Genomic DNA, 25545 nt, shown 5'->3' with positions numbered 1-25545 from the left:
TGATAAACTTAAATTGTGTAATCGATTTTGTTTCCGCGCATGGATATGCGCAGGCTGGTTGGCCAAAATGTCAGAAGGATTCGACTTGAAAAGAAGCTGACTCAGGAGCAGTTCAGCGATATGTCCGGCTTTAGCCAGCAGTATCTTAGCGGACTTGAGTCTGGGCGCCGTAACCCGACCGTTGTGACCCTGTACGAGATTGCAAAAGCATTGGGGGTTAGCCACTTAGACTTATTGGCACCGTCACCGTCTCGACAGAAGCGCGGCAATTGAGGTCGTCTACCCTGAAGAGCTTGGAACTCGTCCTGTAACAGCTCACGTTTTATTGTACAGTTTCGCCACACGCGTCCAAACTTGCCGGGGCTTGATCTACAAGTAATGGGGTGGATTGAAATTGCCGTAGCTGATCTGCGTCTTTTTCCGCATCCATTGAAAGTTTCTTCGTTGTCCCGCACGGTAGCGCTCCAATGAGCCCTAACCGAGAATGATGGATGGCACGAGCAACAATCTCCGTCAGAGTCATCGCCGCGGCTCCCACTAGCGCATCGTTTGTACGTGCTCTGGCCAAAATCTGCAGCATGGGTGTAAGCGAAAGTCACCTCTTCAGGAACGTCCCGCTGAACGCCGGTATCCTCTCGAGTAAGTGCCATTCTCCGTCCACTGCTGTGCTGGGGAGAGTGCATTTCAAGCCAATCCGTTCGGCGTGCGCCGCGTTGGCGAAGATTGGAAAAGCTAAAGCAAGAAATTTCGCCGAGGCTCCTTTAATTCGAGGAGCTTCGCGGCGAACCTCGTATTTGTTGTGGACCGGTCGTCGGGCTCTCGATTCGGAGCGAGCGAACATATCTGAATCAGAAACGTGACGAACCGGGCGGGCAAACTCCCGCGTCACGCTCTGGGCCAGTTGTCCGCCGCGATATTCCTCAACCAACAAAGTCCAGTCACGTGTGCCCACTTCCAGATAGAAGCCGAGCTGATAACCACAGACGTAAACCGGCGCGACAAGTACGTTATAAGCGGCTTCAGCGGCGTTGTGCGTCGGAGCATTTCCTGGACAAAAGTAGATGTGTATAGGCAGCGCTTTGTGGCCATAAGTCTCCTAGCAAAAAGCCCCGATTGGTTACGGGGCATGTTGGGCGCCTGGGGGTGGGGGAGGATGCGCCGGACCTTGTTAGCGTAGCGCCTATTTGAGCAGCGGCACAAGATGACCCAGCGCGAGAAGCACATACAGAGGAATAGCGATGAAGAACGTAATCGCGTTTGGTGCCGTCATGATCTTAGCCTTTGTCGTACCGATGGTGGCTTGGGTCGCAAGGTTCGCTGATAGCCTCTAGGCCCCCACTGGAAAGCTGGGTGTTAGCCCAATTTAGGGCTTGCAATGGCCCCTTGCACAACTACGAAGGGAATAAGGGCTCAAAATCAATGGAGCCTTTTATTGTTGGGGGCTTCCATGGGGAAAAAACCGGCCGCGCCGCTCGTCAAGATTCCGGACGTGCTTGTTGAGGCGGTCAAAAGCAAGCGGGTTATTCCCTTCCTAGGAGCGGGTGCCTCGAAGGAATCTCGTAATTCTACCGGCAAGATGCCACCTGATGCCGACCAGCTCAGGGACGTCCTGGCCCAGAAGTTCTTCGGCAAGCTTATCCCAAACAGGGACGTGATGGCCGTGTCCGACATGGCGATCTCGTCGGCTGGGGGGACTGGTCTGGTCTACGATGCGGTGCGGCAAGCTTTCGACGGCTACCCGCCATCTCAGGCGCACATCGCTCTCAGCGCCTTCAACTGGCGCATGATCGCGACCACCAACTACGACACCCTTGTCGAGCAAGCCTACAGCAGCTCGCCAAAGCGCATGCAGTCCCTCGTACGGTTTATCAAGGACGATGAGCCTGTTGAGGAGCGGATGCAGGCGGTCCCTAATCCCGTGGCATATTTGAAACTGCATGGCTGTCTCGATCATGTCTACGACCGCGACGTGCCTCTCGTCCTGGCCAAGGAGCAGTACGCAACGTATTCGGCCAACCGCACCCACCTGTTTGAAAGGCTGAGGCAGCTCGCCCGAGAGTCGACGTTGCTCTTTATCGGCTATCGGCTTGATGATCCCCACATCCGGGAACTGATTTACAAGCTGGAGACCAACCGACGACCGCGCTGGTACATCGTCACGCCCGATGCTGAGGACTACGATATCAATTACTGGGCCTCGAAGAACATCGAGGTTATCAAGGCGCGGTTCGGGGAGTTCATGCAATCGCTCGATGCGGCCATCCCGCCGCTCTGGCGATCCCTGGCCGTCAGTGATGCGGTATCTGAGTTGCCGCTTCGCAAGTTTTACGTCCAGCGAACCGAGGAATCCGACAAAGTCAAGCTGGCGCTGCAGAACGACCTTACCCACGTCCATGCCGGCATGTCATCTGCACCGCAGACCGCGGAACGATTTTACTCGGGGTATGACACCGGCTGGGGCAGCATTGTCCAGAGATTCGACGCTCGCAGAAAGATCGAAGACGACCTCCTTTTCACGATCCTGCTCGAAAATGAGAACCTGAAGGGACCTTTTCTGGTCGTCGCGCGCGGGCCTGGCGGTGCGGGCAAATCGATTGTTCTCAAGCGAACCGCATTCGAGGCCGCCACTGCTTCAAACGCGCTCGTACTGTGGCTGAAGGAGGATGGCGCCCTCCGGCCGGAGGTGTTCGCAGAAATCTACGAGCTGACCAACGCGACGATGTACCTGTTCGTCGACCAACTCGCGCTTCACGTCGACAAGCTTCTGGCGCTCCACAAACACGCCCAGCAAAAACAAATCCCGTTGGTCATCGTCGGTGCCGAGAGAGATTCCGATTGGAACACGTACTGTGGTGCTCTTGAGGATCTGGAGCCGGTTGAAAAGCGGGTCGGCAACCTGTCCGCCGACGAAACAGTCTCGCTGCTCGATTTGCTCGAAAAGCACTCCTGCTTGGGACTGCTGAAGGAGAAGAACTACGAGGAGCGTATCGAAGCGTTCATGGGCCGCGCCGATAGGCAGCTCTTAGTGGCTTTGCACGAACTGACGCAAGGCAAACCCTTCGAGGAGATTGTCTTCTCCGAGCACCAGAATGTGAACCCGGAACAAGCTCGCCAGCTTTACCTCGATATCGCGACCATGCACCAATTCGGGGTGAACATCAGGGCCGGTACGATTTCACGTATCTCGGGCATCGATTTCGAGGACTACAAGAACAACTTCTTCCACCCCCTCGAAAACATCGTACGGGTCACAACCGATAGCTATTCGGGCGACTATGTATACCGGACCCGCCACTCCCGCGTTGCCCAGCTCGTGTTTAGGCAGGTGTGTCCTACTGACGAAGCAAAATCGCGCCAGTTCATCAGGATTCTGGACGGCATGGATGTCGGATATTCCTCCGACCGCCGTGCCTTGGAGGAGATGACGAAGGGGCGTGGTCTGGCCGAAAACTTCAACAAGCCAGATGAAGTTCGAGGAATCTACGAAGCCGCAATCAAAGCAGCCCCCACTCAGGCCTTCCTGCATCAGCAGTGGGCAGTGTTCGAGCTGAACCATCCGCATGGATCGATTACCGACGCAGAGCGACACGCCGCGGACGCCCACGACCTCGACCCCAAGAACAAAAGTATCGTTCACACCCAGGCCGAAATCGATCGCCGAAGAGCGAACGACGAACCCTCGGTCATTTTGAAGGAATCCCTCCGCAGGCGGGTGAGGGCGCGGCTAGCTGAACTGCCGCAGAACGACAGGTTCACGGTGTCGAGCCGGTGCAAGCTGCTGGTGGACGAGGTCGAGGACATCGGGCGGGCCCTGGCGGAGGACGCCAAACCCCACGACGCCATCTTCTTCGCGGAGAAGGTGAAGGACGCCGAGACCGCCCTTATCAAAGCCCAGCAAGAGTTTCCTGACGACTCCGACATCATCCAAGTTGAAGCCCGTCTCAGGAGTGAGCTGGACCAGAAGGACAAGGCATTGTGGGCGCTCGAAAGGGCGTGGGCAGCCGGTCCCCGTGGTTCCGGCCTGGCCATCCGTGTGGCTCGAATCTATCAGGCTAGAAAGCGGGACGTCGACGCCGAAAAGATATTGAAGGAAGCGTTGACCCGGAATTCAGACGACAAGCAAGCACACCAGATGCTTGCCCTGCATTACCTGCGTCAGCCAAACTTCGACGCTGGTCTCGTCGAGCAACATTTGAGGAACAGCTTTTCGGCCGGTGATGCGAACTACGAAGAGCGTTACGTCCTGGGCGAGTTCTTGTTTTATCGCGGGCAGCCGCAGCGGGCGTCGGAGCTGTTCGATTACATCAACTCGAAGGCGCCGCCGAGCTTCAGAAAAGTCGCACCCCGCAAGGAATCTGCGGTGACCGCTTTGCTCGGCCGCTATTCGGGAACGGTTGAGGGCATGAAGCCGCAATTCTTCTTCATCCGGTCGGGAAGCTATCCAAGCAGCATCTTCGCGCACAACTCGCTTGTGGAGCCTGACGTGCTGTCGGAGTTGTCGGTTGGGTCGGACGTGAACTTCAGGATCAGGTTCAATCGGAGTGGACCCTGTGCGGTTGACCTGAAGCTTGGCCGGTCGACTAAGTAGGATTGGCCGTAGGATGAACTTCGTTGGTCGACCCAAGGTTCTGGCTGATGCTGTGACCAGCGCAACAGAGCTGAAAGGCCCTCTTGAGGGCTGAAAGAACCGTTTCGATCCTCGTCATCGGCACAAGCCGTTGAACCCGCAGCAAATGCGAACGCCCTCCGAGCGCAGTATCAGCCCACGAGACTGCTTGCCGTATTCGTAAGTGTTCACGGTGCCATTATAGCTTGCGCCTTATGTTCGCATTGCGCCAATTGCGGACGCTCGAGCAATCGGGACCGCAGACTTAGGAGGTTTGGATAGGCTTTGCAGGCCGTCGCAGCGTTGAGGCGTACTTCGGCTACGTAAGCGGAAGTGAAGGTGCTGTCTCAGGATAGCAGCCAAACAATTGATGCCAGCACCCCGACGAGGATCACCGTCGTTCCAATCGCTCCTGTAATTAACCAAGGGCGAACTTGGGTGAGAGTGTACGAAGCCATCCAGTCGACCCACCACGGGAGCGGCTTTGCCTTCGCACCCAGACAAGGCGGCAGTCCGTCTAGGATTGGGATCCACCAATCTCGGCAGAATTGAGCCGTTAGATAATCTCCGTGCCCGAAGTCTGTATGCCAGCGGTCGATGACGCCGGGATCCTTGAAGCCGTAGGTTCCGGGTGCGCCGAACTTGTGATCGGAGACGAAGCGAGCGATAGCCGGCCAAAAATCCCTCGTGCCGACCTCGTTGACGACCTTTCCTTGAAACTGGTCAGCGTGGTTCGCAAACTGGAAATTTGCATCAGCTACACTCCCGCAAAAGATCAGTCGTCCATCGAAAAAGTGGGTATAGGCACTAAGTGGGGCTGTCATACGACTGCGCTCTTGCAGAAGAAGCGTGACTAGGTAGCTGCCGAAGCTATGTGCTATCACATGGATCGGCTTATCCGGAAACTCGTCCCGAACACGAATGAACTGGCTCGACAACTTATCTTTCGCTATTCGAGTCGGTTCGTCCCCATTCCCCAAGAAGTCGAACAAGCCAAAGCGCCCATAGTTGGCATAACGAACCTCGTAGCCCTTTTTTTGTAACTCGGGCGCTAGCTCGGTAAGCCACAACGCCAAGTCGCGGATACCGTGCACCAGGACGACAACGTCACCTTTCATGACAAACCCGTAAAACAGGACCAGATGGGTTAGGCGGCTGCGCTCCCTGAAGCGCGGTATTTCCAAACTAGCTGGCCGCAGTTCATATCGTCATTGAACGAGCTCATGAATGGATAGGCGTCGAACCCGCGTTCGGCGAACCACGAGGCGGCCTCGAGGACGCGCTCCCGCGGCGCCGGAGCTATCCCATTGCGACGGCTGACATTGGTCTCATTGAGGTAGGAAACGCGGACGGAAATATTCTTTTCCAAACCTGAGAACACACGACCCAGTCCGCGCCAGACATCAGGCGAATCATTGAACCCGGCCATTAGAACGATGTTAAAGCGTACATGCACTCGCTGCGTAACCCTCACCCGCTCCATGAGAGCATCAATATCGTAGCGAGCAAAAGCTCGTCCCATGAAAGCCCTCACCGACTCAGTTTGCGCATGAAACAGCGATATCTGAAGGCGTTTCACCGGGATGTCTCGCGCCAGGATATCGACAGCATCAACGAAGGCGGGGCGTACACCAACTGTCGTGAGCGTGAAGTCCGCAGGTTCGCGCCGCGAAATGGAACGGGCAAATGCGAAAACTCCACGCTCATTTAGCGAACATTCGCCGATCCCGGAAAATGCAACAAGGCGAGGCCCCTCGATACCCCGAGAGGCGATGTCATAGACACCCTCCAGATCCACTGGAGTGAGCTGGCGTATCATTCCGATATCGCCGGAGGCGCAATGAGGGCACCGAACCTGGCAGCCGAAAGAGGTCGGCAGCTCAACCACCGTCTTGACAGGCTGCCCGCGAAGCGAATGACGGAAAATGCTAGCTTCAACGATTCGTCGACCGTCACCAATGACCAGGCGCTGACCGACCTCGAAGTCCCAATTTCGGGATAGATAGGCTTGCTCGCTCGTCCTACGGTCGAGCAGACACCACTCGGCTAGACCCAAGGGCGCGATTGGTACGGTTGTCACGCCGTCGTCTCCCGCGGCTTTAGGTTCCACATCTCATCGACGTCCTTGATTAGGGCCACCGCGACTGGTGACCTGTGGCCGCAGGCAATTGCCAGATTAGAACTCGTATCGATGATAGACAGATAAGGCGAAACCCACACCAGCGTGTCTGACCGAAACATCGTGAATGTAAGCGGAACTTCCTTCGTCTGGCGCCTGTCCAGTCTCTTCCACTGAGCTGGACTAACGTTCGGTCGCACCCGACGTTCGATGAACGTATCGACTTTCTCAATGCCCCTAGCCAAGTCCTTCCTAGCGGAATTTTGCAAATACATTTTGCCCGCCTCGCCGTTGGGGTCCAGGGTAAGCATTCGAACCGTTCCGCCAGCCCTCAGTATCGATATAACGGCATTTGCAAAGAGTTCGGAGAATGGCTGCTCCACCCACTTCTCCAACGTCCTTCCCACCAGAACAAGATCGGTTTTGGCCGACGAATTTCGAGCAACTGCTTCAATCTGTTCTTTCCAATAATCGTCATTGAAGTCGTCACGTTGCGAAAATCTGTATATTTCGAGCTTCTTAATTTCCGATATTTTCCTTCCAAGCTTGCTTGTCTCTTGCTCGATTGTTGCGGCGGCTTCGGAAACCCTCTTCTCAAGCGTTTTTGCGGTGTCCAAAATCCGAACTACGGCAATGGCTACGAAAATGGCGACGACCACCATCCCGATGGCGGTAGTAAACATTGGGACGGCGGGATTGTGGGCAAAGATCAAAAATGCCGCGAACAGACCGCCCCCCAAGAGTGACGCCAAAACCTTCCAAGACCACATTGCTCCTCCAAATAACTCAATGAAATCAAGCGCTAACTCGACCGTTCTCCGCGGCGCGGCGCTCAAAAGCTTCGCCTTGGCGCTCCGGTGGCCCCATCGCACGCCTCAAAGCGAGGTCAAGTATAGACCCAACCAACGAATCCAACCTACAGTACTCTAGGGGAAGAAATGCACTCGTTGAAGAAGAAAGGGCTGAGACGCCCTGGGTTTGCCTCACTTCCTTGAAACGCAAAAAAAGCGGGGATCTTGATGTGCAGCCACGGTCGCGCCGGGAGTGTGATTACCTTAGTCTGCCGTACGGAGTTTAAAGTCGGGGTTGGGGCACGGCGACGCCTTTGGCCAAAGACCGAAATGACGAACGGCCGCTAGCGGCCCACAGCTTCTATCCCAAGGGTCTGAGGCGATGATCATAAAATTCGACGGCGTTGACGGCTGTGGGAAGTCGACCCTCAGCAAAGCTGTGGCCGAAGCGCTCAAGAGGAAGGGAGCTAGGGTTGCTCTCGTGAGCGAATTCTCTTCGCCGGCCCTCTATCCCGCCGGGTCTTCGGAGCCTGTCCCAATCGGTACGATGCTGATCCGAGAGACAGTGCTCGCTCCCGCTTTCGATTGCGACGACGTCGAGCGTCAGTTGCTACTTCACTTTTTGAGCAGACGAAAGAATCGCTTGGAGATTCCTTATCTTGCTACGCTCAATGACTTCGTGGTCGTGGATCGATCGACCTTAAGCAATTACGCCTATGCCGAAGCCCTGAGCCCGAAGTTCGCGCCTCTAACGAAACTCGCTGTCAGCGACGTGGAGACGGCTGACCAGATCTTCTGGATTGATACCCCAATCGACCTTTGCATTGAGCGCATGTCGATTCGAATGAGCGATGCGGTAGAACGAAAAGGAAGGGTCTACTTGGAATCTGTTCGCACGCTATTCGAACGGTGCGTAACCGGAACGATCCGAAGGCTGGACGGGCGTGCCGAGATCTCAGCTCTCGTCGAGGAGGTTCTCGCGACGATTGAAGACTAGTGCAGCACAATTAGCTGCCATGGCGTGTCTTGCCAAACCAGAGCGATTGCCGCACTTGAGGCATTCTCGTCGTCGACTTCGGTTTAGCCGCCATCTCGTCGATGCGCCTCCTAGTCTCCATGACCAAAAACGAGGACTAAAGACGGAGGGAACCGGTACGTGGTCCGCATGCACAGAGCGTCGGTAGGTGACCGCATCCGAAGCCAAAGCCCAAGCCGTCTCACATGGCCGGACGAGCCAATATGCTAACACTGACCTTTCGAAGACCTGCTGTCGGATGGTTGACGACGAAATATGAGCAAAGCTGCACGCCTGTTTGTCGGGGACAAGGTTGGCCAGTGGACCCTGGAAGAGGAAATCGGGGGCGGCGGAAACGGTGTCGTTTGGCGCGTTTCGCGTCCCGGAGAGCCGGATCGGGCGTTGAAAAAGCTAAAAAGGCTCAGTGCCACCACTTTGGCCCGGCTTACTGCAGAAATCACAGCGCTCAAGATGGCCGACGATATCGAAGGGATCGTGCCGCTGCTCGAAGCCGAGCTGCCACACAACCCCGACAAAGGGCCACGCTGGTTTGTGATGCCGCTCGCACAACCCACTTCGTCGGTACTTCGCGATCGGAAAGCTGATGAAATCGTCGCGGCTTTCGTCCCCTTGGCACAAACGCTCGCGGAGCTCCACGACCGTGGCATTCATCACCGCGACATCAAGCCTCCCAACCTTTTGGTGTTGAACGGCCGTCTATGCTTTTCCGACTTCGGTCTCGTCAAGTATCCGGCGCGCGAGGACATCACGCCGCCGCGCGGCGATGTCGGCCCAAAATATACAATGGCCCCCGAGATGCGCCGTGAGCCATCAAAAGCGCTCGGTGGCCCGGCAGACGTCTATTCCTTTGCGAAGACCCTGTGGATCATCTTGACAGGGCAGGCCTACGGCTTCGACGGGCAATACTCAGCCGCGGGTCCGCTCGCACTGAGCCTCTATTATCGCGATATCTTTAGCCCCCCGCTCGACGGACTTCTCGCCGAATGCGCCGACAACGACCCGGCCGTACGCCCGTCGATGTTGGCCGTGAGGTCGTGCCTGGCCGATTGGCTGGCCATGGCGGAGGACTTCCACCGCCGCAATCTGCAGGAATGGGTTGAAATCCAGACCCAGCTCTTCCCGCACGGTTCGCCGAACCGAGCGAGCTGGAGCGGCATTGACGACATTTGCAGCGCGCTGCGTCTGGCCTCTCGCACGCCGTCTCTCAACCACATGTTTTTTTCCGACGGCGGCGGCATGACGGTGAGCGGGATCTCTCTCTCTCTCCGCAGAGCCCGGTTTCATCAAGCTCTATTCCGGCATTCCAACCATCCTGCGACCGAAGAAGTTGACCTTTGAGTCCTTTGGTAATGGATCGCTCTGGAACTATTTTCGGCTTGAGGCTGAAAGTATCAGCGCATCGGGTACCAATGGTGCTTACGTTTCATCCAATGGCTATCACGAACAACTCTGTGAGATCAGAGCGGGAGAATATGTGACACCAGATGCTTGGGAGAATGGCGAGTTCAACGGCCGTCCGCTTCCACCCGGCGCCAAGCGCCTACTGCGTTATCTCAAGGGCTCATTCGTGATTTTCAGCACGCGCTCGCCCTACAACCTTGCTCCGGAAACCTATGATGCTCGCCACGAGAAAGTGGGCGAGGAGGTGTTCCGAGATTACATTCCGCGCCACGCCGACCGGGTCGTTGATGGCGACGATGACGACTAGCCCGGAGGTGATATTCAGGACGAACCGACTATTCTCGCAGGGGTGCTTGCGCGACGATAGCTTTTGGGGGACAGGATGGCTCGCCGGAGTGATTGGGGGCACGGCATCGGTGTCACGTCGCTACTCTAAGAAGGCGCTCAATGTCCAGCTGACGTTCCCGACGAGCCCCGGAGGCTTTATGCTGCACTGACCGCCGGGCGGGCTTCATCAAGCTTGATTGGCTCCCAGATGAGCTCACTTCTGCCCCCGACTTTCACGGCCCCGCCGCCACAGCGGGCTGACGCCTGAGAGGTTCGGCGCCCGCCGTCGCCGGTTGCACCGCGCGAGCCCCTGCTCGGATGCCGTTAGAGGGTCGGTTAGCAAAACATTAAGTTGTTGCGTTCCGGATACAGCCAGAGCGTGTGCTGTCTGCTATGTTCTCCCTTATTTTAGGGAGTGATTTCATGAAGGACGGGCGCATTTTGAGCGCCGGGCGAAGCTTTGCCTCGCTCGGTATAGTGCTGGGCTTGATGGGGTGTGCGATCCATCCGGTGCCGGATGACGTGACGGGCGCCACCACCTATCAGATCGCTCGGCAGATCCGCTGCGAAACTCGCACGGCCGCCAAAGCGCATGTGATCGGCTTCCTGCGGCAGTTCGGCAGCGACAGTCCTTACGCGGCGGGCGACCCCAGGGCCAAGCAGCTGCTGGCGCTCTATGACGAAGGCGGCTCCCAAGACATCAGCACGTTCCGGCCGGGCCTGTTTGCGGGGCCGTATTATGCCGAGGTGCGCAACTATCTCACGATGATCTACACGACCGCGGTCGCCTACAGCTTTGATCTCACCGGCGATGTGCAAAACAATATCGGCACCACCGTGAACCTGGTTGGGCCATGGGCTAACAACTTCACGCTCGGGATCTCGGCCGACGCCAATCGCGAGCGGCAGAACGAACGGGTGTTCACTCTGACCGATACGCTTGGCGACTTGCTGATGAGCCTGAGCAAGCCGCAATATGGCGTCCCTTATTGCGGAGCCGAGCAGCTGGTTGGCCCGAACTATCTCTATCCCGCCGCGGGCAATATCGGCGTCTACGAGACGCTCAAGACATTCTTCGAACTGAACTCCTTCACGAACGTCACGGCGACCGACGGTTCAAAAGCCGGTAACGTCGCCGCAACGGCGCCGACCTTCACCGACAAGCTGACATTCACGACGACCGTCGACTTCTCGGGCACGCCAAAGGTGACCTTCGCGCCGGTCGGCAGCCGCTTCCAGTTCGCGGACGCGATGGTGAAAGGCTCTGTGCAGCGCACCGATACCCACAAGGTGTATGTCGCCTTGGCGCTGGAGCCGGCAGGCGTGGTGAGCTCGGCCGCGCTGCATAATTTCCAGTTTCCGTCTCCCGTGGTCGTGACTGCGGGAGGCAAGCGAATTGCGAAGTCCAAGACCATTGTCGGAACGACCGTGACAGCCCAGATCCGCACCCGGGCCCAAGAAATTGCCGTTTCTGCGGTCGATCAGCTGCAGAGCAGGGAAGTTCAATTCATTCTGTCTCGATAGTGGAGAAGAGATATGGCGCGAACGCCCAAGACTGCCGCCAAGTGGGCTGCGATCAGCAAAGGTAGATTTCCAACAATCGCGTTCGTCAACAAGGCCACTACTCCGCTAGGCGTACCGCTCGACAAGCTTGTTGCGGCGCTCACGAGGCAATTGGAGGAGCATTTCGTACCCGTCTGGGGCTATCCTGCCGAGCTGTATGTCACTGCCGAGCCGAAAGCCGGCGAATGGCAGATCATCTTCCTGGACGATGCGGATGCCGCCAATGCGCTCGGCTATCACGACCTCACGAAGGATGGTCAGCCGATCTCCAAGGTGTTCGTCAACACGACGCTGGCGGCCGGCCAAAAGGTCAGCACGACGGCGTCCCACGAACTCCTCGAAATGCTGATCGATCCCGGCGCCACGCTCTGGGCGCAGGGCGGCGACGGCAGGTTCTACGCTTATGAGATGTGCGACGCCGTCGAAGGCGAGGAATACGAGATCGACGATATTGCCGTCAGCAACTTCGTCTATCCATCATTTTTTGAAGCCTGGCGTCAGCCGCGATCGGTCCCGTTCGATCATCTCAACAAGGTGTCGCAGCCGTTCGAGACCCTGCAGAACGGGTACCAGATCATCAACGATGGCGTGTCGGTCCGTGAAATATTCGTCTCGCGCGCCAAGGAGCGGGATTTCCGCACGGTCGAGGTCCGCACCCAGCATCGCAGCGAATACCGGAAGATGATGGCCGCAGATGGCAACGCAGCGCAACCACCATCTCCGGACATGGAGGACCATGCCGCGGTGCTCTACCATGCCGGGCAATTTCTGACGGCCTTGGCGGTGAGCAAAAAACGAGGACCCGTCAGCCCGTTCAATTGGCCTTGGAATCTTTATCCGCCGGGTCCCCCGTGGCGCTTTCCTTGATCGACTCTGCCTGACAACTAGTGTCAACAGCCGGTTTCGGCGAAAGCGATGGTATTGGCACCCTCCCGTCGTGGGGCCGCCGGACACTAAGATCGCTCTTCGACCTGCAGAGACCTTCGTCCACTCCGCTAAATGGTGCCAAGTAAGGTTGTGGCCCGAAGCCGAAGGTCCACTCGCCGGTTAGCACATTTGGGTAGAGCGGACGACATCCGGTTTCGCCGCCATAGACCGTGTGGAAAGCGCCTGCCGCCCGCCATTTCTCCGTTGGCGGGAAAGCAATCGATATTCCAGGTACTGTGCGAATTTGCCCGACGCCCTCGCAAACTTTGCGCACGAACGAAAAGCGCACGTATCTGGTGCGGCCGCCGCGCTAGGAGCAATGAGAACTCAGTAAGCTATTGATCCTCTTGGTGGGCCCGGCAGGACTCGAACCTGCAACGAGACCGTTATGAGCGGTTGACTGTCAAGCGCTTCGTCTCGGCGACCTCGTCCAGCTGTTCACGTCCATTTGTACTGCTTCATCACACGTGTGGTAGCTTGCCCAAGTGTGACGTGCACCTGGGCGGGCTGGATTGCAATGGCCTCAAGTGCTCCGGGCGATTTTCCAGATCCGTTGAAGCTTCGTCGTTGTTCGCTTTGTATCAACCCGAAGCGATCCTCGCGGCGCGCTGTAGTCTTACGTCTGCTCTCGCGACATAGAAGACTATAAGGAGTAGCAAATTGAAGAACGATGAAGGAAGACTAACGAAGGCCGCACCACCGCCGGCGAGTCATCGAGAGGGGAGGACTTTCCCGTTTGCTGAGCGCCTCAGCTGTACGATCGACGAAGCTTGCGAAGTAACCGGCTTGGGGCGCACAAAGGTCTACGAGCTAATAGGATCCGGCGAGCTCGTCACCACAACGGTTGGTCGCCGACGTCTGGTGATTGTGCGATCGCTCATCGCGCTCTTGGGTACGACTATGTCAGTCTAACCGCTACTTTCCGCGAGCCCTTTGCCACGTGTTGTTGGAGAGCGTTGAAGCGTTGAATCTCGGGCTGTGGGCGGTCGATTCGGTCTTATTGTCAGGATCGTACGAACGGAAATGGATACCTGACCCGCAGCTGATCTCTCGCAGCTTGCAAACGCCGAGGGCTGCCCGAAGCGCCGCTGGCACCCGGCGCGGTGCTTCCGATCGTCACCCATTTTCCGGTGGTCAGTTCGCCTAGCGACGTGGAACTTCGCAGTCTCGACCTACTTTTCCGGGCTGTGACACCCCCAAAAGGGCCGGCTAACCGGGAGACTGGTCTGCCCAGAGGTGGGGCGGATGGTGGGGCGGAGCGATTTGCCTTCAAAATGCCCGGGAAAAAAGCAGGGCGCGACCGGCATCACCGTGTTCGCCGTGCCATTCAGGTTGTTTCGATGACGTCGCGCCGGTCCGAATCCTGCATCTCGAGGAGCGGCATCCAGCGCTGGATAGCCGCGTTGGCAACGACGATATCGATCTTGCCGTAGTCCCGCTCGATGCGGTCTGCAATCTGCCGCAACGCGCCGATATCGCGAATGTCAGCTCTGATCCCCTCGCTGCGCCTCCCGAATTGCTTGACCATCCGCACGGTCGTGTCGAGATCTTCCGGCGTCGCCGGCGCGGCGTTCGAAGCCGGTGAAACTGGTCCCGAGATGTCCCGGGCGGCCCCGGTAACGACGGCGACCTTTTCCTGCAGCACTGAGCCTCGCCCAGCTCTGATCGGACCGGCATTGCGCTCTGCAGGCGGTTCCGGCATCGCCTTACCCTCCAGCTCTCGCGGGCCGTCGTCCGTCCGGTCTTGAGCGGCAGCGGAAGAGGCGACGGCAAACGCTGTCGCTGCGGCGGCGACCTTCATGAATCCGCGTCGAACATGGTCGGCCATTGAACATCTCCCGTGCTGGCGGAGGCCAAACTGGCAAGCACGAACGCCGTTCCTGTCGCCGCAGTGTTTGGTCCCGGGCGCGCCATCCGACGATCACCCGACCGGATAGTGCGTCCTACTTGAATACGTTGTAGCGACTTGGCCTTTGGACCTCCGACGCCTCTCTGCCGCTCTGAGCTAATAGCCTCGGCAGATGCTCTTGATCTTCTTTTCTAAAGCAATGTCGGATGGATCGCGCGACGGCGCGCCGGTCGCCTTATCCATCGTCCGCTGCTCGACCGCTGGCATCGCCGAGGGATGGTTGTGTCCTTTGCTCTTGGCCTCTGCAGAATAAACCAGCGCGAGCGCGGCTACTAAGACAGCCGATGTTGACGACATGACCTTCAGCAATTTTTGCAAATCTTTCCCACTGTCTTGTCGGCCTTGTTATTCTCGCGATCGATCTTGGCGTCGCTGTCCCGCTCGTTCGTAGTTGTGGGCTTGCCGATACCGCCCGCAGGCGCGGCGTTCTGTGGGTTGGTGCCAGAAGCGCCTGACGGCGCCGCCGTGCCGACCGTATTCGTCCCCGGCGTTGGTCCTGTGCTGAGCCCGTTCCCTGTCGGCAGATTGGGGAGTTGGCCGGTAGCGAGACCATTCGTGTTGCCGGTCGTCTGGTTGTTGGTGTTGCCGGTCGCCGCGTTTCCACTAGGTCCTGGGCTTCCGGTCGCCCCTGTCGCGGGCTGCGCATTTCCGTTCGTTCCTGTCGCGGACATGCCCGCAGATCCTGCCCCAGCAGATGTTGAGCCCGTTCCTGCAGCACCTGAAGTGGCGCCACCGCTGGTACCACCGCCAGCGGATCCGCCACCGCCACCGCCGCCTCCACCTCCGCCTTGGGCGAATGCGGCGATGGGAACGAGAACAGCGGCGAGTAGGGCAAATCGGAAGAGCTTCATGTCGTCACTCCTTTTGCGATCAAGCCACCTCCGGACCTTTCGTTCCTACGTCCTAGCCTCCAATGAGGAACCGGTAGAGTTCACCCCCGTTCAGGTCGATGATATTTTGGGATGCCCAGCGCAGCGAGGTTTTCGATCGCATGCAGGCCGGTGGTGGGGCGTGCTGATCCGCCAAATCATCGAGCTCGTTGCCGGCATCGGGATCGTCAGTCTCTCGCTGCGGGACGTCTTCGACACCGTGGTGGTGCCCGGCGAATCAAGAGGCACCTTGCGCGTCGGGCGGCGACTTCTCTTCGCGATGCTCCCACTATGGAAGCGGCTGCGGCGCGGCAAAACGGGAGTCTCGACCAGCTTCGCTCCGTCCGTGCTGATGGCGTCCTTCGTTACCTGGATGTCTTTGCTGCTGATCGGCTTCGGCCTTATCGCTCACGGCCTCGGGAACTGGTTCTCGCCGCCCGCCGACAGTTTCGAACAGGCCGCCTTCATCGCGGGCAGTGCGCTCGCCACCGTCGGTTTGTCGGGCATTGAGGCGTACGGGCCCGCGCACTGGGTGCTGGTCGCTGCGGGAATCTGCGGTCTGGCGGTGCTCACCATGGCGGTGACATACTTGATCGAGGTGCAGGACGGCATTTCCCGGCGTGATCGCGGCGTCCTCAAGATCACCACCACCTCCGGTCAGCCGCCCTCGGCGCTCGGGATGTTGGAGCGCTACGCGGAACTCGATGCTCCCGAGGAGATGCAGCGAACCTTGTACGACGGACGGGACTGGTGCGCCTCCATACTACAGAGCCACGCTTCCCATCCCTCGCTGATCTACTTCCGGTCGGTCGGCACCGGCGCCGGCTGGCCAGGCGCGCTGGGCACCCTCATGGACCTCGCGCTGATCTTCGAACTTCTGATTGACGATCCGAAGAGCCGGGCAGCTGCCGTCCTGTTGCGCGACGAGGGACTGCGTCTCGTCCGAGCTATTGCTGGGCTGATCGGCCTCGAGCCAAGAAGCGCCCGACCGACCACGTTCGAGGTCGACGCTGTCTGCAGGCGGCTTTCTGCGGCCGGATACAGGCTCAAGTCGGATCCCGACCTTGGGGCCTTCGCGGCGAGACGGGCAGAGCACGCCCGCTGCATTGAGGCGATCGCCGCCCACCTTGGCACGCCGGCTGCGCCGCTGCTGCCTCCGTCCGGGTCTATCGCAGGCAAAGCTTAACATGTCTGAATCCCAAACCCGGACAAACCGGTTACGATGGGGCTTTCCTGGACGGGGAGCCCATGTTTGACTCGGCAACCACCGCGCTTTTACGCGCGGTCCTCGATGAAGTCTGTGAATGCGTCTCGCAGCGCGAGATCGGTGTACGTACCCACGTTGCCTCGAAGATTTTGGAGGCTGCAACCAGGGGCGAGGTTGCTCCGGAGCTCTCAAGCGGGTCGGTCGCGATGCCCTCTCGCACGCGCCAACGATGTGGCGCTGATCCGGAGGAGCGGGCGTGAACTTCCAGGTGACAGTCCTCAAGATCCTGGCGGCTTATCCGGAAGGGTTTGCCGTGATGGAGGACCTCAAGAGGGACATGGCGATTATGACGACCAGCGGTCGCGATTGGGCGGATCGGACCAGGCGCCTTGCGGCGCGGGTCCCGGATCTCGACATCTGGTCGCAAGGGCTGGTCGAACACATCAGCGGCGGATGGAGGCTGACTTCCAAGGGGCGGGAAGTGCTGGGTTCATGGAAGCCGGGCCGATGCCGGAGCCAATCCAAGGGATGGCTATCAGCGAGATCACCCTACCGAATATAGAACAAATGCCGGTTCCTCCGCTGCGGCAGGCGGCCGAGCGTGCCAAGCGGCGGCGCGAGCGCAGAGGACGCCGCCGCGAGGCCCGTGAACGAGCGAGGGCTAACGCCTCGTGAGGTCAGTTCGGCCAAAAAAGGCGCAAGGACGAATACATGAGTTCGTTCCGCTAATAGGTCGGTGGTAGCGCAAAATATCCGAAGCTTAGTGAGAGCGGATCGGGTTCCTTTCGAAGGGGCTCTTCGCGGATAATGGGGCGGTAAGCTACCAGACAATCGCCACAAAGTTCACCGACACGATCCTCGACAGTCAGGCTTTCACCAAGTCCGCTATGACCCAATATTCCCTCGACGTCTTGCGTCAGCGCTATGTCGTCGAGAAAAGGCCACTCGAGGCTAACGTGGAGCAGATCTTGCGCGCCGACAGCCGCGCGGGAGCGCGTGCCATCTTGGCTGCAATCGATAAACGCCGCTTCGGAAATAGATCCGAAGGGCAGCGCCTCCGCAAGATGTTTCGCTTCGAGACCTCTCTCTGGGAAAGCGGCCATTTCGCCGTGGCAGGCGTGGACGAGGCCGGAATGAGTCCTCTCGCCGGACCGGTCTCCGCTGGCGCCGTGATCCTGAAACCCGGCACGCGCATAGTTGGGATCGACGACTCGAAAAAACTTGACCCTGCGGCTCGCGAAGAACTCGCGAAGGAGCTCAAGGAAAAGGCAGTCAGTTGGTGTGTGGCGTTCGTCGAGGTCGAGGAGATCGACGCGATCAACATCTATTGGGCAGGCATCCAAGCCATGCAGCGCGCAGTCCGGGGACTAGGGGTGACGCCGCAGCACTTGCTGATCGATGCGAAGCGGTTGAAGGAAATTGATATTCCTCAGCAGGCTATCATCAAAGGCGATGCCAAGTCCGCCAGCATCGCCGCCGCCTCCATTCTCGCGAAAGTCGAGCGCGACGCAGTTATGCGGACGCTCGACGTGCGTCACCCCGGCTACGGATTTGCGGATCACAAGGGCTACCCGGTGCCGGCCCATTATGAAGCGCTTGCTAGGCTTGGCGCATGCGCTGCTCACCGGCGGTCGTTCGGACCTGTACGCAAGGCTCTCGGCTTGCCGCCCCTGCCGCCATGGCCTTCGGCATCCGAGCGCGAAGCCGGCTGAATTCCAAGTCGTCCGCTTCTCTCGGAGTTATTTTCGCGACCAGCTCTTTTCGCGAACGACGTCCGCGGCCTTTTTGTCAGACCGCAGTCCGAGATAGACCGGCTGGCGCAACTCGCCCTTGCTGGTCCACTCCGCGAACTTCACTTCTGCGACCAACGCAGGACGCACCCAAGTCGTGACCCGCTCATCCTTCACCTTGGCTGGGAACGGCGACTTTGCCGTTTTGAGCTTCATGAGCTTGGCGTGAAGCTCTTCCAGAGCCTGGTGGCTGAAGCCGGTGCCGACGTGGCCTATGTACCGCCATGCATCGTCTTCGCGTACCGCTAGCACGAGAGCGCCGAAGAAGGGCCGGGTTCTCCTCGGCGCCGTGAAGCCAGCTATCACAACCTCCTGCCGCTGCGCGGTCTTCACCTTCAGCCAGTCGGCGGTCCGGCGTCCAGACGCGTATTGGCTGTCGGCGCGCTTGGCCATGATGCCTTCGAGATGTCTCCGTTCGGCTTCTGCGAAGAACTTTGTGCCATTACCTTTGCGATGGTTGCTGAACGCGATCAGCTTGTGACGCGGCAGGATTGCCTTGAGCCGCTTCTTGCGCTCGAGGAGCGGCAGCGCACGCAGATCCTCGCCGTCTGTGAACATGAGGTCGAACGCACAGTACAAGAGCTTAGCCTCATGGCGCAGGGCGTTCTGAAGCAACTGGAAATGGCATACGCCGTCCTTTCCGATCGCGACCAACTCGCCGTCGATGACAGCGTCCGCCTTCACGCCTTCAAGTGCTTTCGCGACCTCGACATAGGAGTGGCTGATGATCTTCCCGTTGCGACTGTAGAGTGCGACCCGACCACCCCGGATTTCCGCGACCATGCGGAAACCATCGAATTTGTCCTCGAAGACCCAATTGGGATCGTCGAAGGGCGAATCTGTCAGCGTGGCCAGCATGGGCTGCAGGCGGCGAGGCAGAGTTGATTTGCGGGCCATGGCTGGACGACGGGAAGAGAGATGGGCAGGAACGAGTGGAATGTATCGTGAGTTCCGTGCGACACTTGAAGAAGATGGCCGAGCCCAGGTCCCAAAGCCAGGGCGTGCAACGCCACCGGCTGCGCTGCCCGCGCTCTGAGCGACCGTTGTGACAATTCTGCTCGCCAGTTCGAAGCTGTACTTGCCGCGAAGTTTAACATTCCTGAATCCACAAGCCGGCAAGACCGGTTAGGATGGGACTTTCCTCTTGGGGGCACCTCATGTTCGACACGGCAACCACCGCGCTTTTGCGCGCGGTCCTCGATGAAGTCTGCGAATGCGTCTCGCAGCGCGAGATCGGTGCACGTACCCACGTCGCCTCGAAAATTCTGGAGGCCGCTACCAGGGGCAAGATTTCTCCGGAGGCGCTAAGCAGGTCGGTCGCGATGCCCTCTCGCACGCGCCCACGATGTGGCGCTGATCCGGAGGAGCGGGCGTGAACTTCCAGGTGACCGTCCTCAAGATCCTGGTGGCATATCCGGATGGGTTTGCCGCGATGGAGGACCTCAAGAGGGACATGGCCATCCTGGCGACCAGCGGACGCGATTGGGCGGACCGGACCAGACGCCTCGCGGCGCGGGTTCCGGATCTCGACATCTGGTCACAAGGGCTGGTCGAACGCAGCAGGGGCGGTTGGAAGATCACGTCCAAAGGACGGGCGGCGCTTGAGTTCATGGAAGCCCCTCCTGCTGCACCCGACCCGAGCCAGCCGTCGGTGTTCGAGGAGACTACAGCTGCAATGGAGGTCGCGACGGACGTTCCTCCTCTGCGGCAGCCCGCTGATCGTGCCAAGCGTCGCCGTGAGCGCCGGAGCGTCGCCGTGAGGCCCGTGAACGAGCCAGGGCGAATGCCTCTTGAGGGATGGTCGAGCCAAAGAAAAAGCCGCCAGCGAAGCTGGGCGGCTTGATAGTCCCGGACCGTCGATTGCTCCCCCAGCCCCAAGCGTACCGCCGTTACCTTGTTTGCGGCCATGTCAGCCCGACTTACCGGGCGTTTTTCGATTCGGCCATCGATCGGCCGAGTTGTGCACCGGGCTCCTACAGCGCCGGCAAGGTTTCAAAAGAGGTGGACGGGAGGCGAACCCGCGCGCTGTCGCCGGCCGCTACCGCTCCACCGGCCCGAACCACTCCCAGTACCCCGCATTTGAATGGAGACCTCGTTTCCGCCGACGACAGCACGTGCCGTTTCAGGCCAGCTCGGAAGCGGTCGATCAGGACACAGGGCGTGCGGAGGCCTGTCAACTCGATAATCGCCGTGGGCCCGAACTCGATCAGCGTCCCTAGCGGCATCAGTTCGAGGTCCAGTCCGGCCGTGGTGATATTCTCGCCGAGGTCTCCCGCTGCGACCGCGAAGCCAGCTTCCCGGAGGTACGCAAATCGCTCCGATGCGATCAGGTGAACCTGCCGCAAATTGGGAAGCCGGGGGCGACGACGGGCGAGGTATCGGTGCCTGACAAACGGACCGGCGTGGGCGTCACCTTCGACACCATGACCTTCCACCAGAACGATCTGATCCCGTGGCGGCTTGCTGAAGTGGTGCCCGCGATCGGCAGCCACCGCAATCACCCTTCCCTCAAGCGCAAGGTCGAGCGCGTTCGACATCAGGCAGCGCGCGCGAGCGCACGCCGCTTCTGGCGAAGGTAGCGCGTGATCTCGGGTAGCGTCATCGCGTTCAGGACCCGGTCGGCCGGGACGCCGCCCTTGCGGGCCATGTCGACGCCCCAGTGCATGTGGTCGAGCTCGGGAATGGAGTGCGCATCCGGATTGATGCTCAGCATGCAGCCAAATTCGAGGGCGGCCTGGTGCCAGCGCCAATCCAGGTCGAGTCGCCATGGGTGGGCGTTGATCTCCACGACAACGTCATGCTTGGCGCAGGCTCGAAGCACCTTCTCGACATCGATTTCATATCCCGGCCGTCGCTGAAGCTGCCGCCCGGTCATGTGGCCGATGATGGTCGTGTGAGGATCGGAAATGGCCCGCAGAAGGCGCTGCGTCTGCGCCTTGCGGTCCAGCCTGAAGCGACCGTGGATGCTGGCGACGACGAAGTCGAAACGTTCAAGTACCTCGTCGTCGTAGTCGAGCGACCCGTCAGCCAGAATGTCGGACTCGATGCCTTTGAGGATCCGCAAGTCCTTGCCGAAGCGTTTGTTCAGCCGGTCGGCTTCGAGGTGCTGCTGCGCGATTTCCTCCAAGGAGAGACCGCCGGCGTAGTGCGCAGACTTGGAATGGTCGGCAACACCGAAATACTCAAACCCGCGCTGGCGCGTCGCCTTCGCCATGGTCTCTAGCGTCTCTGTCCCATCGGAAGCATCGGTGTGGCAGTGCAGGATTCCGCGCAGGTCCTTGTCGGTCACAAGCTTTGGCAACTTGCCCTTTAAGGCCAGCTCGACCTCGCCGCGGCCCTCCCTGAGCTCGGGATCGATGAAGGGCAGCCCGAGAGCCTGGTAGATTTCGGCCTCCTCGCTGGCGACCAGCGTGCGGCCCTTGTGCAGGCCGTCAGCGTCCAACCGCATCTCCTTCTCGGCGGCTAAGGCTTGGAGCTGCTCGATGTGAGCGGCGGAGCCGGTGGCGAAGAGAAGGGCGGCACCGAAATGTTCGCGGTCGGACACCCGGACTTGCAGTCCTTCGGCCGACGGGATCGACGTCTTGTCCGGCTTGGGAGCCTCCGCAACGATTGCGAGGTGGCCGACGAGTTCGCAGCCGCGACGGAAATCACCGGCGATCGTTATGCGCTTGAGCTCAGGCCGGGCCTTGCGGATGGATTCCTTTGCGTGCGCGAGCAGGGCGGCGGCTCGGTGCAGGTGAAGGCGGCCTTCTCCGCTTTTCGCAATCGCCAGGTTCTGCAGGATCTTGGCCTGCAGCGCGGCGCCGAGGCCCTTGGCCTTCTTGATGCGGTCGTCCTTCGCCGCGGCTTCCAATTCCGCGAGCGAGGTGATGCCGAGATCCTGGTAGAGCCGTAGCACCTTCTCGGGCCGCAAACCCGGTACAGCCAGCAGTCCAAGCACGCCAGCGGGTATTTCCTTGCGAAGCTTTTCCAGGCTCGGATGAGTGCCCGTCTTGTGAAGCTTGGTGATGATGTCGGCTATCGCGTCGCCGACGCCAGGGATCTCCGTAAGACGGTCTTCGGCGATGAGCATGTCCAGAGGGACGGCAAGAGCCGCCAGACTGTCGGCAGCCCGCGAGTAGGCTTTTGCCCGGTAGGGATTACCGCCTCGCAAGGCGGTGCGCTGCGCGTACTCTCGCAGGAGACTTGCCACACCGCGAGCGTCGAGCGCTGGCATTCAGCGAGCCTCCCGGTCCGCGCTTTGGGTCGCCATTGGAGCAAGGCGACCGCCGGGGCGGTCACTTGGCTGGCGATCGAGAGAGCTCTCAAGCTCCTGGGCTGCGCGGAAATCGTTCAGGTGCTGGATATTGGGTCCGTAGGCAGCTTCCTTTTTGAGGACATTGTAGATCCGTCCGGCCACCAGCTGCAGATGCTTCGTCCTGCCCCGCGGCATGGATCTAGCTTTGCAGAGAGCTCGCACCGCGTAGGCCCGAAAGTAATCGAATGCGTCTGACATACTGGGTAAACGCCCGCTATCGACCGGAGTTCGATACGGTAGGGATGGGCCTTTTCGGCACTGCACCGTGATAACGCGTGCCCGGCCGCGATATTCGAAAGCGGGGGTCGGAACTCCTCCCAGCCTGCGAAGTTGCGAGACTCGTTGAGTAAGGTAGGTAGACTGCCCGCTGTCGGCCCCATTCCGGCGGCGGGTTTTTTGTGAGTGGCGTAGCGTGGCAAAAGCGTACGAAGGCGTCTGGGGCCTCAGAGCCGGAGGTCCCTACAATGCCGGGTTTTATCGGGCTCCAGCTGGCGACCCTGAAGATGAAGGCACCTTCGGGATCTCGATGGATTCACGAAGTCAAATACGACGGCTACCGCATCTAGCTCCGGATCGACGGGGACGATCGCCGTGCCTACACCCGCAACGGCTACAACTGGATCAGCAAGTTTTCGAGGATTGCCACCGCCTTCGATATCGAAGGCCAAGCCATCGTCGACGGCGAGGTCGTTGTCATACATGAGGGTCGCACCAATTTCTCCGAGCTACAGGCAGACCTAGGCAGAGGCGATCAGGACCGGCTGATCTACTTCGCGTTCGATCTGCTGTGGCTGGACGGCAAGGATTTGCGCGGGGAGCCTCAGCTTGAGCGGAAGAGGCTGCTCAAGGAACTAATCGACGGTCACAGCTCGAGGAGCCCATCTTCTTCAGCGAGCACCACGAAGGGGACGGGCCGACCTGTTCGTCGCCGTCAGCAAGTTGAACTATGAGGGCATCGTCTCAAAGCGCGTGGACGCGCCATACCGATCGGAGCGGGTCGAAGCCTGGCAGAAGATCAAGGTCGTTCAGAAGGGCAAGTTTCCCGTGGTCGGCTTCATCAAGGACCCATCCGGCGTCGCCGCCCTCTATCTGGGCAAGCAGGAAGGTAAGGACCTCGTCTACATGGGGAAGGTCGGCACGGGATGGAGCCGGACCACCTCGGCGCAGATCCGCAAGGCGCTGGATACCGTAGTCAGCCCGAAGCAGAGGCTGACGAAGACCATCAGAAAGCCGAAGGCGACGTGGGTCGAACCAAAGTTCTATGCTGACGTCGAGTACCGCGACTTCACCTCCGAAGGGCTCCTCCGGGCCAGTTCGTTCAAGGGGCTGAGCAAAGGAACGGGCCGTTCATAGCGGCGTTTTCCCGTGAGTATGTGGAGTACCGGTCATGGATCCGGAACAACGAATTGCGAAGGCGTTGGAAGACGCTCAGGGCATCCTGGCCCGGTATGTCGAGCCTGGCCCCAGAGATTGCGAGCAAACCATAAACCAGCTGCTGGATGTGCTCGACGACAAGGCAGTCGTGCGGGCACTCAAGGATTCGAAGATGGAAAAACCGACTGCAGAACAACTCGCCGAGCTCAAGAGGCTCAGCGCGATCGCACGGGTGCCGGATGAATCAGAGATTGTCACCTCGAAGGAAGAGGCCGAGACCCGAATCCGTGACCTGAAAGACAAGGCGCGGATGGAATGATGCCTGAGAAGTCCACGACTGGCGTGGAGCCCCAACGCTCCGAGGACGACATTCAGCGCGATCAACTGGGTCCGCGCGGCGTACCCGGCAAGGAAAGTCCGGCGACGATGACACCTCAGCGGGAGAAGAAGACGCCCAAGGACGTCGATCCTGGGCATCCGGCATGAACTCGATGGACACGTTCGATCCCGATATGCCGTGTCGCGTGCACGATGGTCTCAACGACCAGATCATCGAATGGAGCCCTCATTGGGGTCGGATGTACCGCGAGCACGCGTCGAAATGGGATGTTGGGGGGTCGTTTCGTGGGACGGTCTGCTGCTCGACGGATGGGCTCCCATCGTTTCTCGTCATCCTTATGGCGACTGATCCGCGTACTGCAGCTGACGCACGGAACCCGCGATCCTTCCGGCGTTGCAACGTCATCAGTTCAACAGGAGTAAGCCGATGGCCGCAGCGAAGAAGACGGCGCGTGGACGCAAACAGGATCGCGCCCGGGTCGCGAAGGGGCAGGACTACGAAGTCCGGTACGAAGCCAAGAAGACCGGGCGCTCGGCCTCGGCGGTGAAGAAGACCGTCAAGAAGGTCGGCAACAGCCGCAAGCGGGTCGAGAAGCGTTTCGGCCGGCAGGTCGTCTCAGATGCGGCCGGAGAACCGTGTAAATGCGGTCAGCCTCTGCACGGTTGGCTAAACGTCTTGCATGTAGATCTCGGTCCGCAGAAACGCGAGCTCGTCGTCGAGCGCGGTCTCGTCGACGTCTCTGAACCAAGACTTCGGCCTGCCGTCGCTGCCGTCGTCGAGCGATAGCCGCGCCTCTTCAGCGAGTCCTTGAGTTCGAATGCGGTCTGCTCCGCCCAGACGCACAGCGTCGGCCTGGTCACGGCGTGGTGCGGTCGCCTCGGTCGCAAACTGGGAGCGGAGCCCGGAGTGCCTAGGAGTCCGGGTCTCTGCAACCGTAACAGCACCGGCGCGCGCACGCCGCTAGGTATGGAATCAACTATACGACCGGT

Annotated in this window: 24 protein-coding genes and 6 pseudogenes; 19 read left to right on the top strand and 11 right to left on the bottom strand. The window is 59.5% G+C overall.

All coding sequences use genetic code 11. From position 1 onward, the window contains the following. Positions 1–39 precede the first annotated feature (39 nt). Both ACVIW0_RS27475 and ACVIW0_RS27470 read left to right on the top strand, forming a co-directional pair. Entirely contained in the window at positions 40–273 is a 234-nt protein-coding gene (locus ACVIW0_RS27475; protein ID WP_461355192.1) for a helix-turn-helix domain-containing protein, read from the top strand. Between the two features lie 1174 nt (positions 274–1447). Then, positions 1448–4588 (top strand): P-loop NTPase, encoded by a 3141-nt coding sequence (locus tag ACVIW0_RS27470; RefSeq protein ID WP_461355191.1) that lies wholly within the window; start codon positions 1448–1450, stop codon positions 4586–4588. Positions 4589–4953: 365 nt separating this feature from the next. On the opposite strand, the gene ACVIW0_RS27465 is transcribed toward ACVIW0_RS27470, so the two are convergent. Genes ACVIW0_RS27465 through ACVIW0_RS27455 form a run of 3 tightly spaced genes read right to left on the bottom strand, consistent with a single transcriptional unit; the run spans position 4954 to position 7561 of the window. After that, positions 4954–5724: an alpha/beta hydrolase gene (locus ACVIW0_RS27465; protein WP_461355190.1), complete on the bottom strand. Its 771-nt coding sequence runs from the start codon at positions 5722–5724 to the stop codon at positions 4954–4956. A gap of 29 nt (positions 5725–5753) precedes the next feature. Continuing rightward, entirely contained in the window at positions 5754–6686 is a 933-nt protein-coding gene (locus tag ACVIW0_RS27460; protein ID WP_461355189.1) for a radical SAM protein, read from the bottom strand. Next, the gene (locus ACVIW0_RS27455) at positions 6683–7561 is read right to left on the bottom strand and encodes a hypothetical protein (RefSeq protein WP_461355188.1); all 879 of its coding nucleotides are present in this window, start codon (positions 7559–7561) and stop codon (positions 6683–6685) included. Before ACVIW0_RS27455 ends, ACVIW0_RS27460 begins: the two co-directional genes overlap by 4 nt. Positions 7562–7898: 337 nt before the next feature. Here ACVIW0_RS27455 and ACVIW0_RS27450 point away from each other — a divergent pair, with 337 nt between their 5' ends. The 6 genes from ACVIW0_RS27450 (at position 7899) to ACVIW0_RS27425 (ending at position 13682) form a co-directional block, all read left to right on the top strand. Continuing rightward, positions 7899–8513 carry a dTMP kinase gene (locus tag ACVIW0_RS27450; protein ID WP_461355187.1) on the top strand — a complete coding sequence of 205 codons (615 nt, stop codon included), beginning with the start codon at positions 7899–7901 and terminating at the stop codon, positions 8511–8513. A gap of 294 nt (positions 8514–8807) precedes the next feature. Next, the gene (locus tag ACVIW0_RS27445) at positions 8808–9890 is read left to right on the top strand and encodes a protein kinase domain-containing protein (RefSeq protein WP_461355186.1); all 1083 of its coding nucleotides are present in this window, start codon (positions 8808–8810) and stop codon (positions 9888–9890) included. Then, complete coding sequence (locus ACVIW0_RS27440; protein ID WP_461355185.1) at positions 9880–10260, top strand: hypothetical protein; 381 nt, start codon at positions 9880–9882, stop codon at positions 10258–10260. The genes ACVIW0_RS27445 and ACVIW0_RS27440 overlap by 11 nt, the downstream gene beginning before the upstream one ends. Positions 10261–10703: 443 nt before the next feature. Further along, on the top strand, positions 10704–11804 hold the full coding sequence (locus ACVIW0_RS27435) for a hypothetical protein (RefSeq protein WP_461355184.1): 1101 nt from the start codon (positions 10704–10706) through the stop codon (positions 11802–11804). Positions 11805–11816: 12 nt separating this feature from the next. Continuing rightward, on the top strand, positions 11817–12710 hold the full coding sequence (locus ACVIW0_RS27430) for a hypothetical protein (RefSeq protein ID WP_461355183.1): 894 nt from the start codon (positions 11817–11819) through the stop codon (positions 12708–12710). Between the two features lie 720 nt (positions 12711–13430). Further along, entirely contained in the window at positions 13431–13682 is a 252-nt protein-coding gene (locus ACVIW0_RS27425; protein WP_461355182.1) for a helix-turn-helix domain-containing protein, read from the top strand. Positions 13683–14097: 415 nt separating this feature from the next. On the opposite strand, the gene ACVIW0_RS27420 is transcribed toward ACVIW0_RS27425, so the two are convergent. The 3 genes from ACVIW0_RS27420 to ACVIW0_RS27410 form a co-directional block, all read right to left on the bottom strand. After that, a complete protein-coding gene (locus ACVIW0_RS27420; RefSeq protein ID WP_461355181.1) occupies positions 14098–14598 on the bottom strand; it encodes an SDR family NAD(P)-dependent oxidoreductase in 501 nt (166 codons plus the stop codon). A gap of 177 nt (positions 14599–14775) precedes the next feature. Continuing rightward, positions 14776–14988, bottom strand: coding sequence for a hypothetical protein (locus tag ACVIW0_RS27415; RefSeq protein WP_461355180.1), 213 nt, complete (start codon positions 14986–14988; stop codon positions 14776–14778). Continuing rightward, the gene (locus ACVIW0_RS27410; protein WP_461355179.1) at positions 14982–15350 is read right to left on the bottom strand and encodes a hypothetical protein; all 369 of its coding nucleotides are present in this window, start codon (positions 15348–15350) and stop codon (positions 14982–14984) included. Before ACVIW0_RS27410 ends, ACVIW0_RS27415 begins: the two co-directional genes overlap by 7 nt. Before the next feature lie 340 nt (positions 15351–15690). Between ACVIW0_RS27410 and ACVIW0_RS27405 the strand changes: the two genes are divergently transcribed. The 4 genes and pseudogenes from ACVIW0_RS27405 to ACVIW0_RS27390 all read left to right on the top strand — a co-directional run bounded on the left by ACVIW0_RS27405 (position 15691) and on the right by ACVIW0_RS27390 (position 18467). Then, positions 15691–16734: a hypothetical protein gene (locus ACVIW0_RS27405; RefSeq protein ID WP_461355178.1), complete on the top strand. Its 1044-nt coding sequence runs from the start codon at positions 15691–15693 to the stop codon at positions 16732–16734. 62 nt (positions 16735–16796) lie between these two features. Further along, positions 16797–16996 (top strand): annotated as a pseudogene (locus ACVIW0_RS27400) (hypothetical protein). A gap of 15 nt (positions 16997–17011) precedes the next feature. Continuing rightward, positions 17012–17430: pseudogene (locus ACVIW0_RS27395) on the top strand (hypothetical protein). A gap of 212 nt (positions 17431–17642) precedes the next feature. After that, a complete protein-coding gene (locus ACVIW0_RS27390) occupies positions 17643–18467 on the top strand; it encodes a ribonuclease HII (protein ID WP_461355177.1) in 825 nt (274 codons plus the stop codon). A gap of 27 nt (positions 18468–18494) precedes the next feature. Here the strand turns inward: ACVIW0_RS27390 and ligD are convergent, their stop codons facing one another. Next, positions 18495–19442 carry a non-homologous end-joining DNA ligase gene (gene ligD / locus ACVIW0_RS27385; RefSeq protein WP_461355176.1) on the bottom strand — a complete coding sequence of 316 codons (948 nt, stop codon included), beginning with the start codon at positions 19440–19442 and terminating at the stop codon, positions 18495–18497. Positions 19443–19702: 260 nt separating this feature from the next. Between ligD and ACVIW0_RS27380 the strand changes: the two are divergent. Further along, a pseudogene (locus tag ACVIW0_RS27380) lies at positions 19703–19902 on the top strand (hypothetical protein). A gap of 15 nt (positions 19903–19917) precedes the next feature. Beyond that, positions 19918–20339: pseudogene (locus ACVIW0_RS27375) on the top strand (hypothetical protein). A gap of 179 nt (positions 20340–20518) precedes the next feature. Here ACVIW0_RS27375 and ACVIW0_RS27370 read toward each other — a convergent pair. The 3 genes from ACVIW0_RS27370 to ACVIW0_RS27360 all read right to left on the bottom strand — a co-directional run bounded on the left by ACVIW0_RS27370 (position 20519) and on the right by ACVIW0_RS27360 (position 23543). Then, the gene (locus tag ACVIW0_RS27370; protein ID WP_461355175.1) at positions 20519–21082 is read right to left on the bottom strand and encodes an MOSC domain-containing protein; all 564 of its coding nucleotides are present in this window, start codon (positions 21080–21082) and stop codon (positions 20519–20521) included. Next, a complete protein-coding gene (locus ACVIW0_RS27365) occupies positions 21082–22761 on the bottom strand; it encodes a PHP domain-containing protein (RefSeq protein ID WP_461355174.1) in 1680 nt (559 codons plus the stop codon). Before ACVIW0_RS27365 ends, ACVIW0_RS27370 begins: the two co-directional genes overlap by 1 nt. Before the next feature lie 524 nt (positions 22762–23285). Continuing rightward, the gene (locus ACVIW0_RS27360; RefSeq protein ID WP_461355173.1) at positions 23286–23543 is read right to left on the bottom strand and encodes a hypothetical protein; all 258 of its coding nucleotides are present in this window, start codon (positions 23541–23543) and stop codon (positions 23286–23288) included. On the opposite strand from ACVIW0_RS27360, the gene ACVIW0_RS27355 reads away from it, so the two are divergent. The 5 genes and pseudogenes from ACVIW0_RS27355 to ACVIW0_RS27335 form a co-directional block, all read left to right on the top strand. After that, positions 23463–23792: an ATP-dependent DNA ligase gene (locus tag ACVIW0_RS27355; protein ID WP_461357438.1), complete on the top strand. Its 330-nt coding sequence runs from the start codon at positions 23463–23465 to the stop codon at positions 23790–23792. The two genes, ACVIW0_RS27360 and ACVIW0_RS27355, sit on opposite strands and share 81 nt — an antisense overlap. Beyond that, positions 23782–24195: an ATP dependent DNA ligase gene (locus ACVIW0_RS27350; protein WP_461355172.1), complete on the top strand. Its 414-nt coding sequence runs from the start codon at positions 23782–23784 to the stop codon at positions 24193–24195. Before ACVIW0_RS27355 ends, ACVIW0_RS27350 begins: the two co-directional genes overlap by 11 nt. 34 nt (positions 24196–24229) lie before the next feature. Next, on the top strand, positions 24230–24535 hold the full coding sequence (locus tag ACVIW0_RS27345; protein ID WP_461355171.1) for a hypothetical protein: 306 nt from the start codon (positions 24230–24232) through the stop codon (positions 24533–24535). Further along, positions 24535–24702 (top strand): hypothetical protein, encoded by a 168-nt coding sequence (locus ACVIW0_RS27340; protein WP_461355170.1) that lies wholly within the window; start codon positions 24535–24537, stop codon positions 24700–24702. Before ACVIW0_RS27345 ends, ACVIW0_RS27340 begins: the two co-directional genes overlap by 1 nt. A gap of 280 nt (positions 24703–24982) precedes the next feature. Further along, a pseudogene (locus ACVIW0_RS27335) lies at positions 24983–25162 on the top strand (DUF3606 domain-containing protein); the annotation flags it as partial. Between the two features lie 60 nt (positions 25163–25222). Here ACVIW0_RS27335 and ACVIW0_RS27330 read toward each other — a convergent pair. Beyond that, a pseudogene (locus ACVIW0_RS27330) lies at positions 25223–25410 on the bottom strand (3'-5' exonuclease); the annotation flags it as partial. Positions 25411–25545 lie beyond the last annotated feature (135 nt).

The sequence above is a fragment of the Bradyrhizobium sp. USDA 4454 genome, from assembly GCF_054822705.1.
The sequence above is the reverse complement of the archived record's forward strand: the minus strand, read 5'-3'. Positions and strand labels throughout refer to the sequence as shown.

What these genes read in the sequence shown, in the direction of transcription:
- ACVIW0_RS27475 (WP_461355192.1), top strand. Translation starts at nt 40, where the DNA reads ATGGATATGCGCAGGCTGGTTGGCCAAAATGTCAGAAGGATTCGACTT.
- ACVIW0_RS27470 (WP_461355191.1), top strand. Translation starts at nt 1,448, where the DNA reads ATGGGGAAAAAACCGGCCGCGCCGCTCGTCAAGATTCCGGACGTGCTT.
- ACVIW0_RS27465 (WP_461355190.1), bottom strand. Translation starts at nt 5,724, where the DNA reads ATGAAAGGTGACGTTGTCGTCCTGGTGCACGGTATCCGCGACTTGGCG.
- ACVIW0_RS27450 (WP_461355187.1), top strand. Translation starts at nt 7,899, where the DNA reads ATGATCATAAAATTCGACGGCGTTGACGGCTGTGGGAAGTCGACCCTC.
- ACVIW0_RS27445 (WP_461355186.1), top strand. Translation starts at nt 8,808, where the DNA reads ATGAGCAAAGCTGCACGCCTGTTTGTCGGGGACAAGGTTGGCCAGTGG.
- ACVIW0_RS27435 (WP_461355184.1), top strand. Translation starts at nt 10,704, where the DNA reads ATGAAGGACGGGCGCATTTTGAGCGCCGGGCGAAGCTTTGCCTCGCTC.
- ACVIW0_RS27430 (WP_461355183.1), top strand. Translation starts at nt 11,817, where the DNA reads ATGGCGCGAACGCCCAAGACTGCCGCCAAGTGGGCTGCGATCAGCAAA.
- ACVIW0_RS27420 (WP_461355181.1), bottom strand. Translation starts at nt 14,598, where the DNA reads ATGGCCGACCATGTTCGACGCGGATTCATGAAGGTCGCCGCCGCAGCG.
- ACVIW0_RS27410 (WP_461355179.1), bottom strand. Translation starts at nt 15,350, where the DNA reads ATGTCCGCGACAGGAACGAACGGAAATGCGCAGCCCGCGACAGGGGCG.
- ACVIW0_RS27390 (WP_461355177.1), top strand. Translation starts at nt 17,643, where the DNA reads ATGACCCAATATTCCCTCGACGTCTTGCGTCAGCGCTATGTCGTCGAG.
- ligD (WP_461355176.1), bottom strand. Translation starts at nt 19,442, where the DNA reads ATGGCCCGCAAATCAACTCTGCCTCGCCGCCTGCAGCCCATGCTGGCC.
- ACVIW0_RS27370 (WP_461355175.1), bottom strand. Translation starts at nt 21,082, where the DNA reads ATGTCGAACGCGCTCGACCTTGCGCTTGAGGGAAGGGTGATTGCGGTG.
- ACVIW0_RS27365 (WP_461355174.1), bottom strand. Translation starts at nt 22,761, where the DNA reads ATGCCAGCGCTCGACGCTCGCGGTGTGGCAAGTCTCCTGCGAGAGTAC.
- ACVIW0_RS27360 (WP_461355173.1), bottom strand. Translation starts at nt 23,543, where the DNA reads ATGTATGACAACGACCTCGCCGTCGACGATGGCTTGGCCTTCGATATC.
- ACVIW0_RS27345 (WP_461355171.1), top strand. Translation starts at nt 24,230, where the DNA reads ATGGATCCGGAACAACGAATTGCGAAGGCGTTGGAAGACGCTCAGGGC.
- ACVIW0_RS27340 (WP_461355170.1), top strand. Translation starts at nt 24,535, where the DNA reads ATGCCTGAGAAGTCCACGACTGGCGTGGAGCCCCAACGCTCCGAGGAC.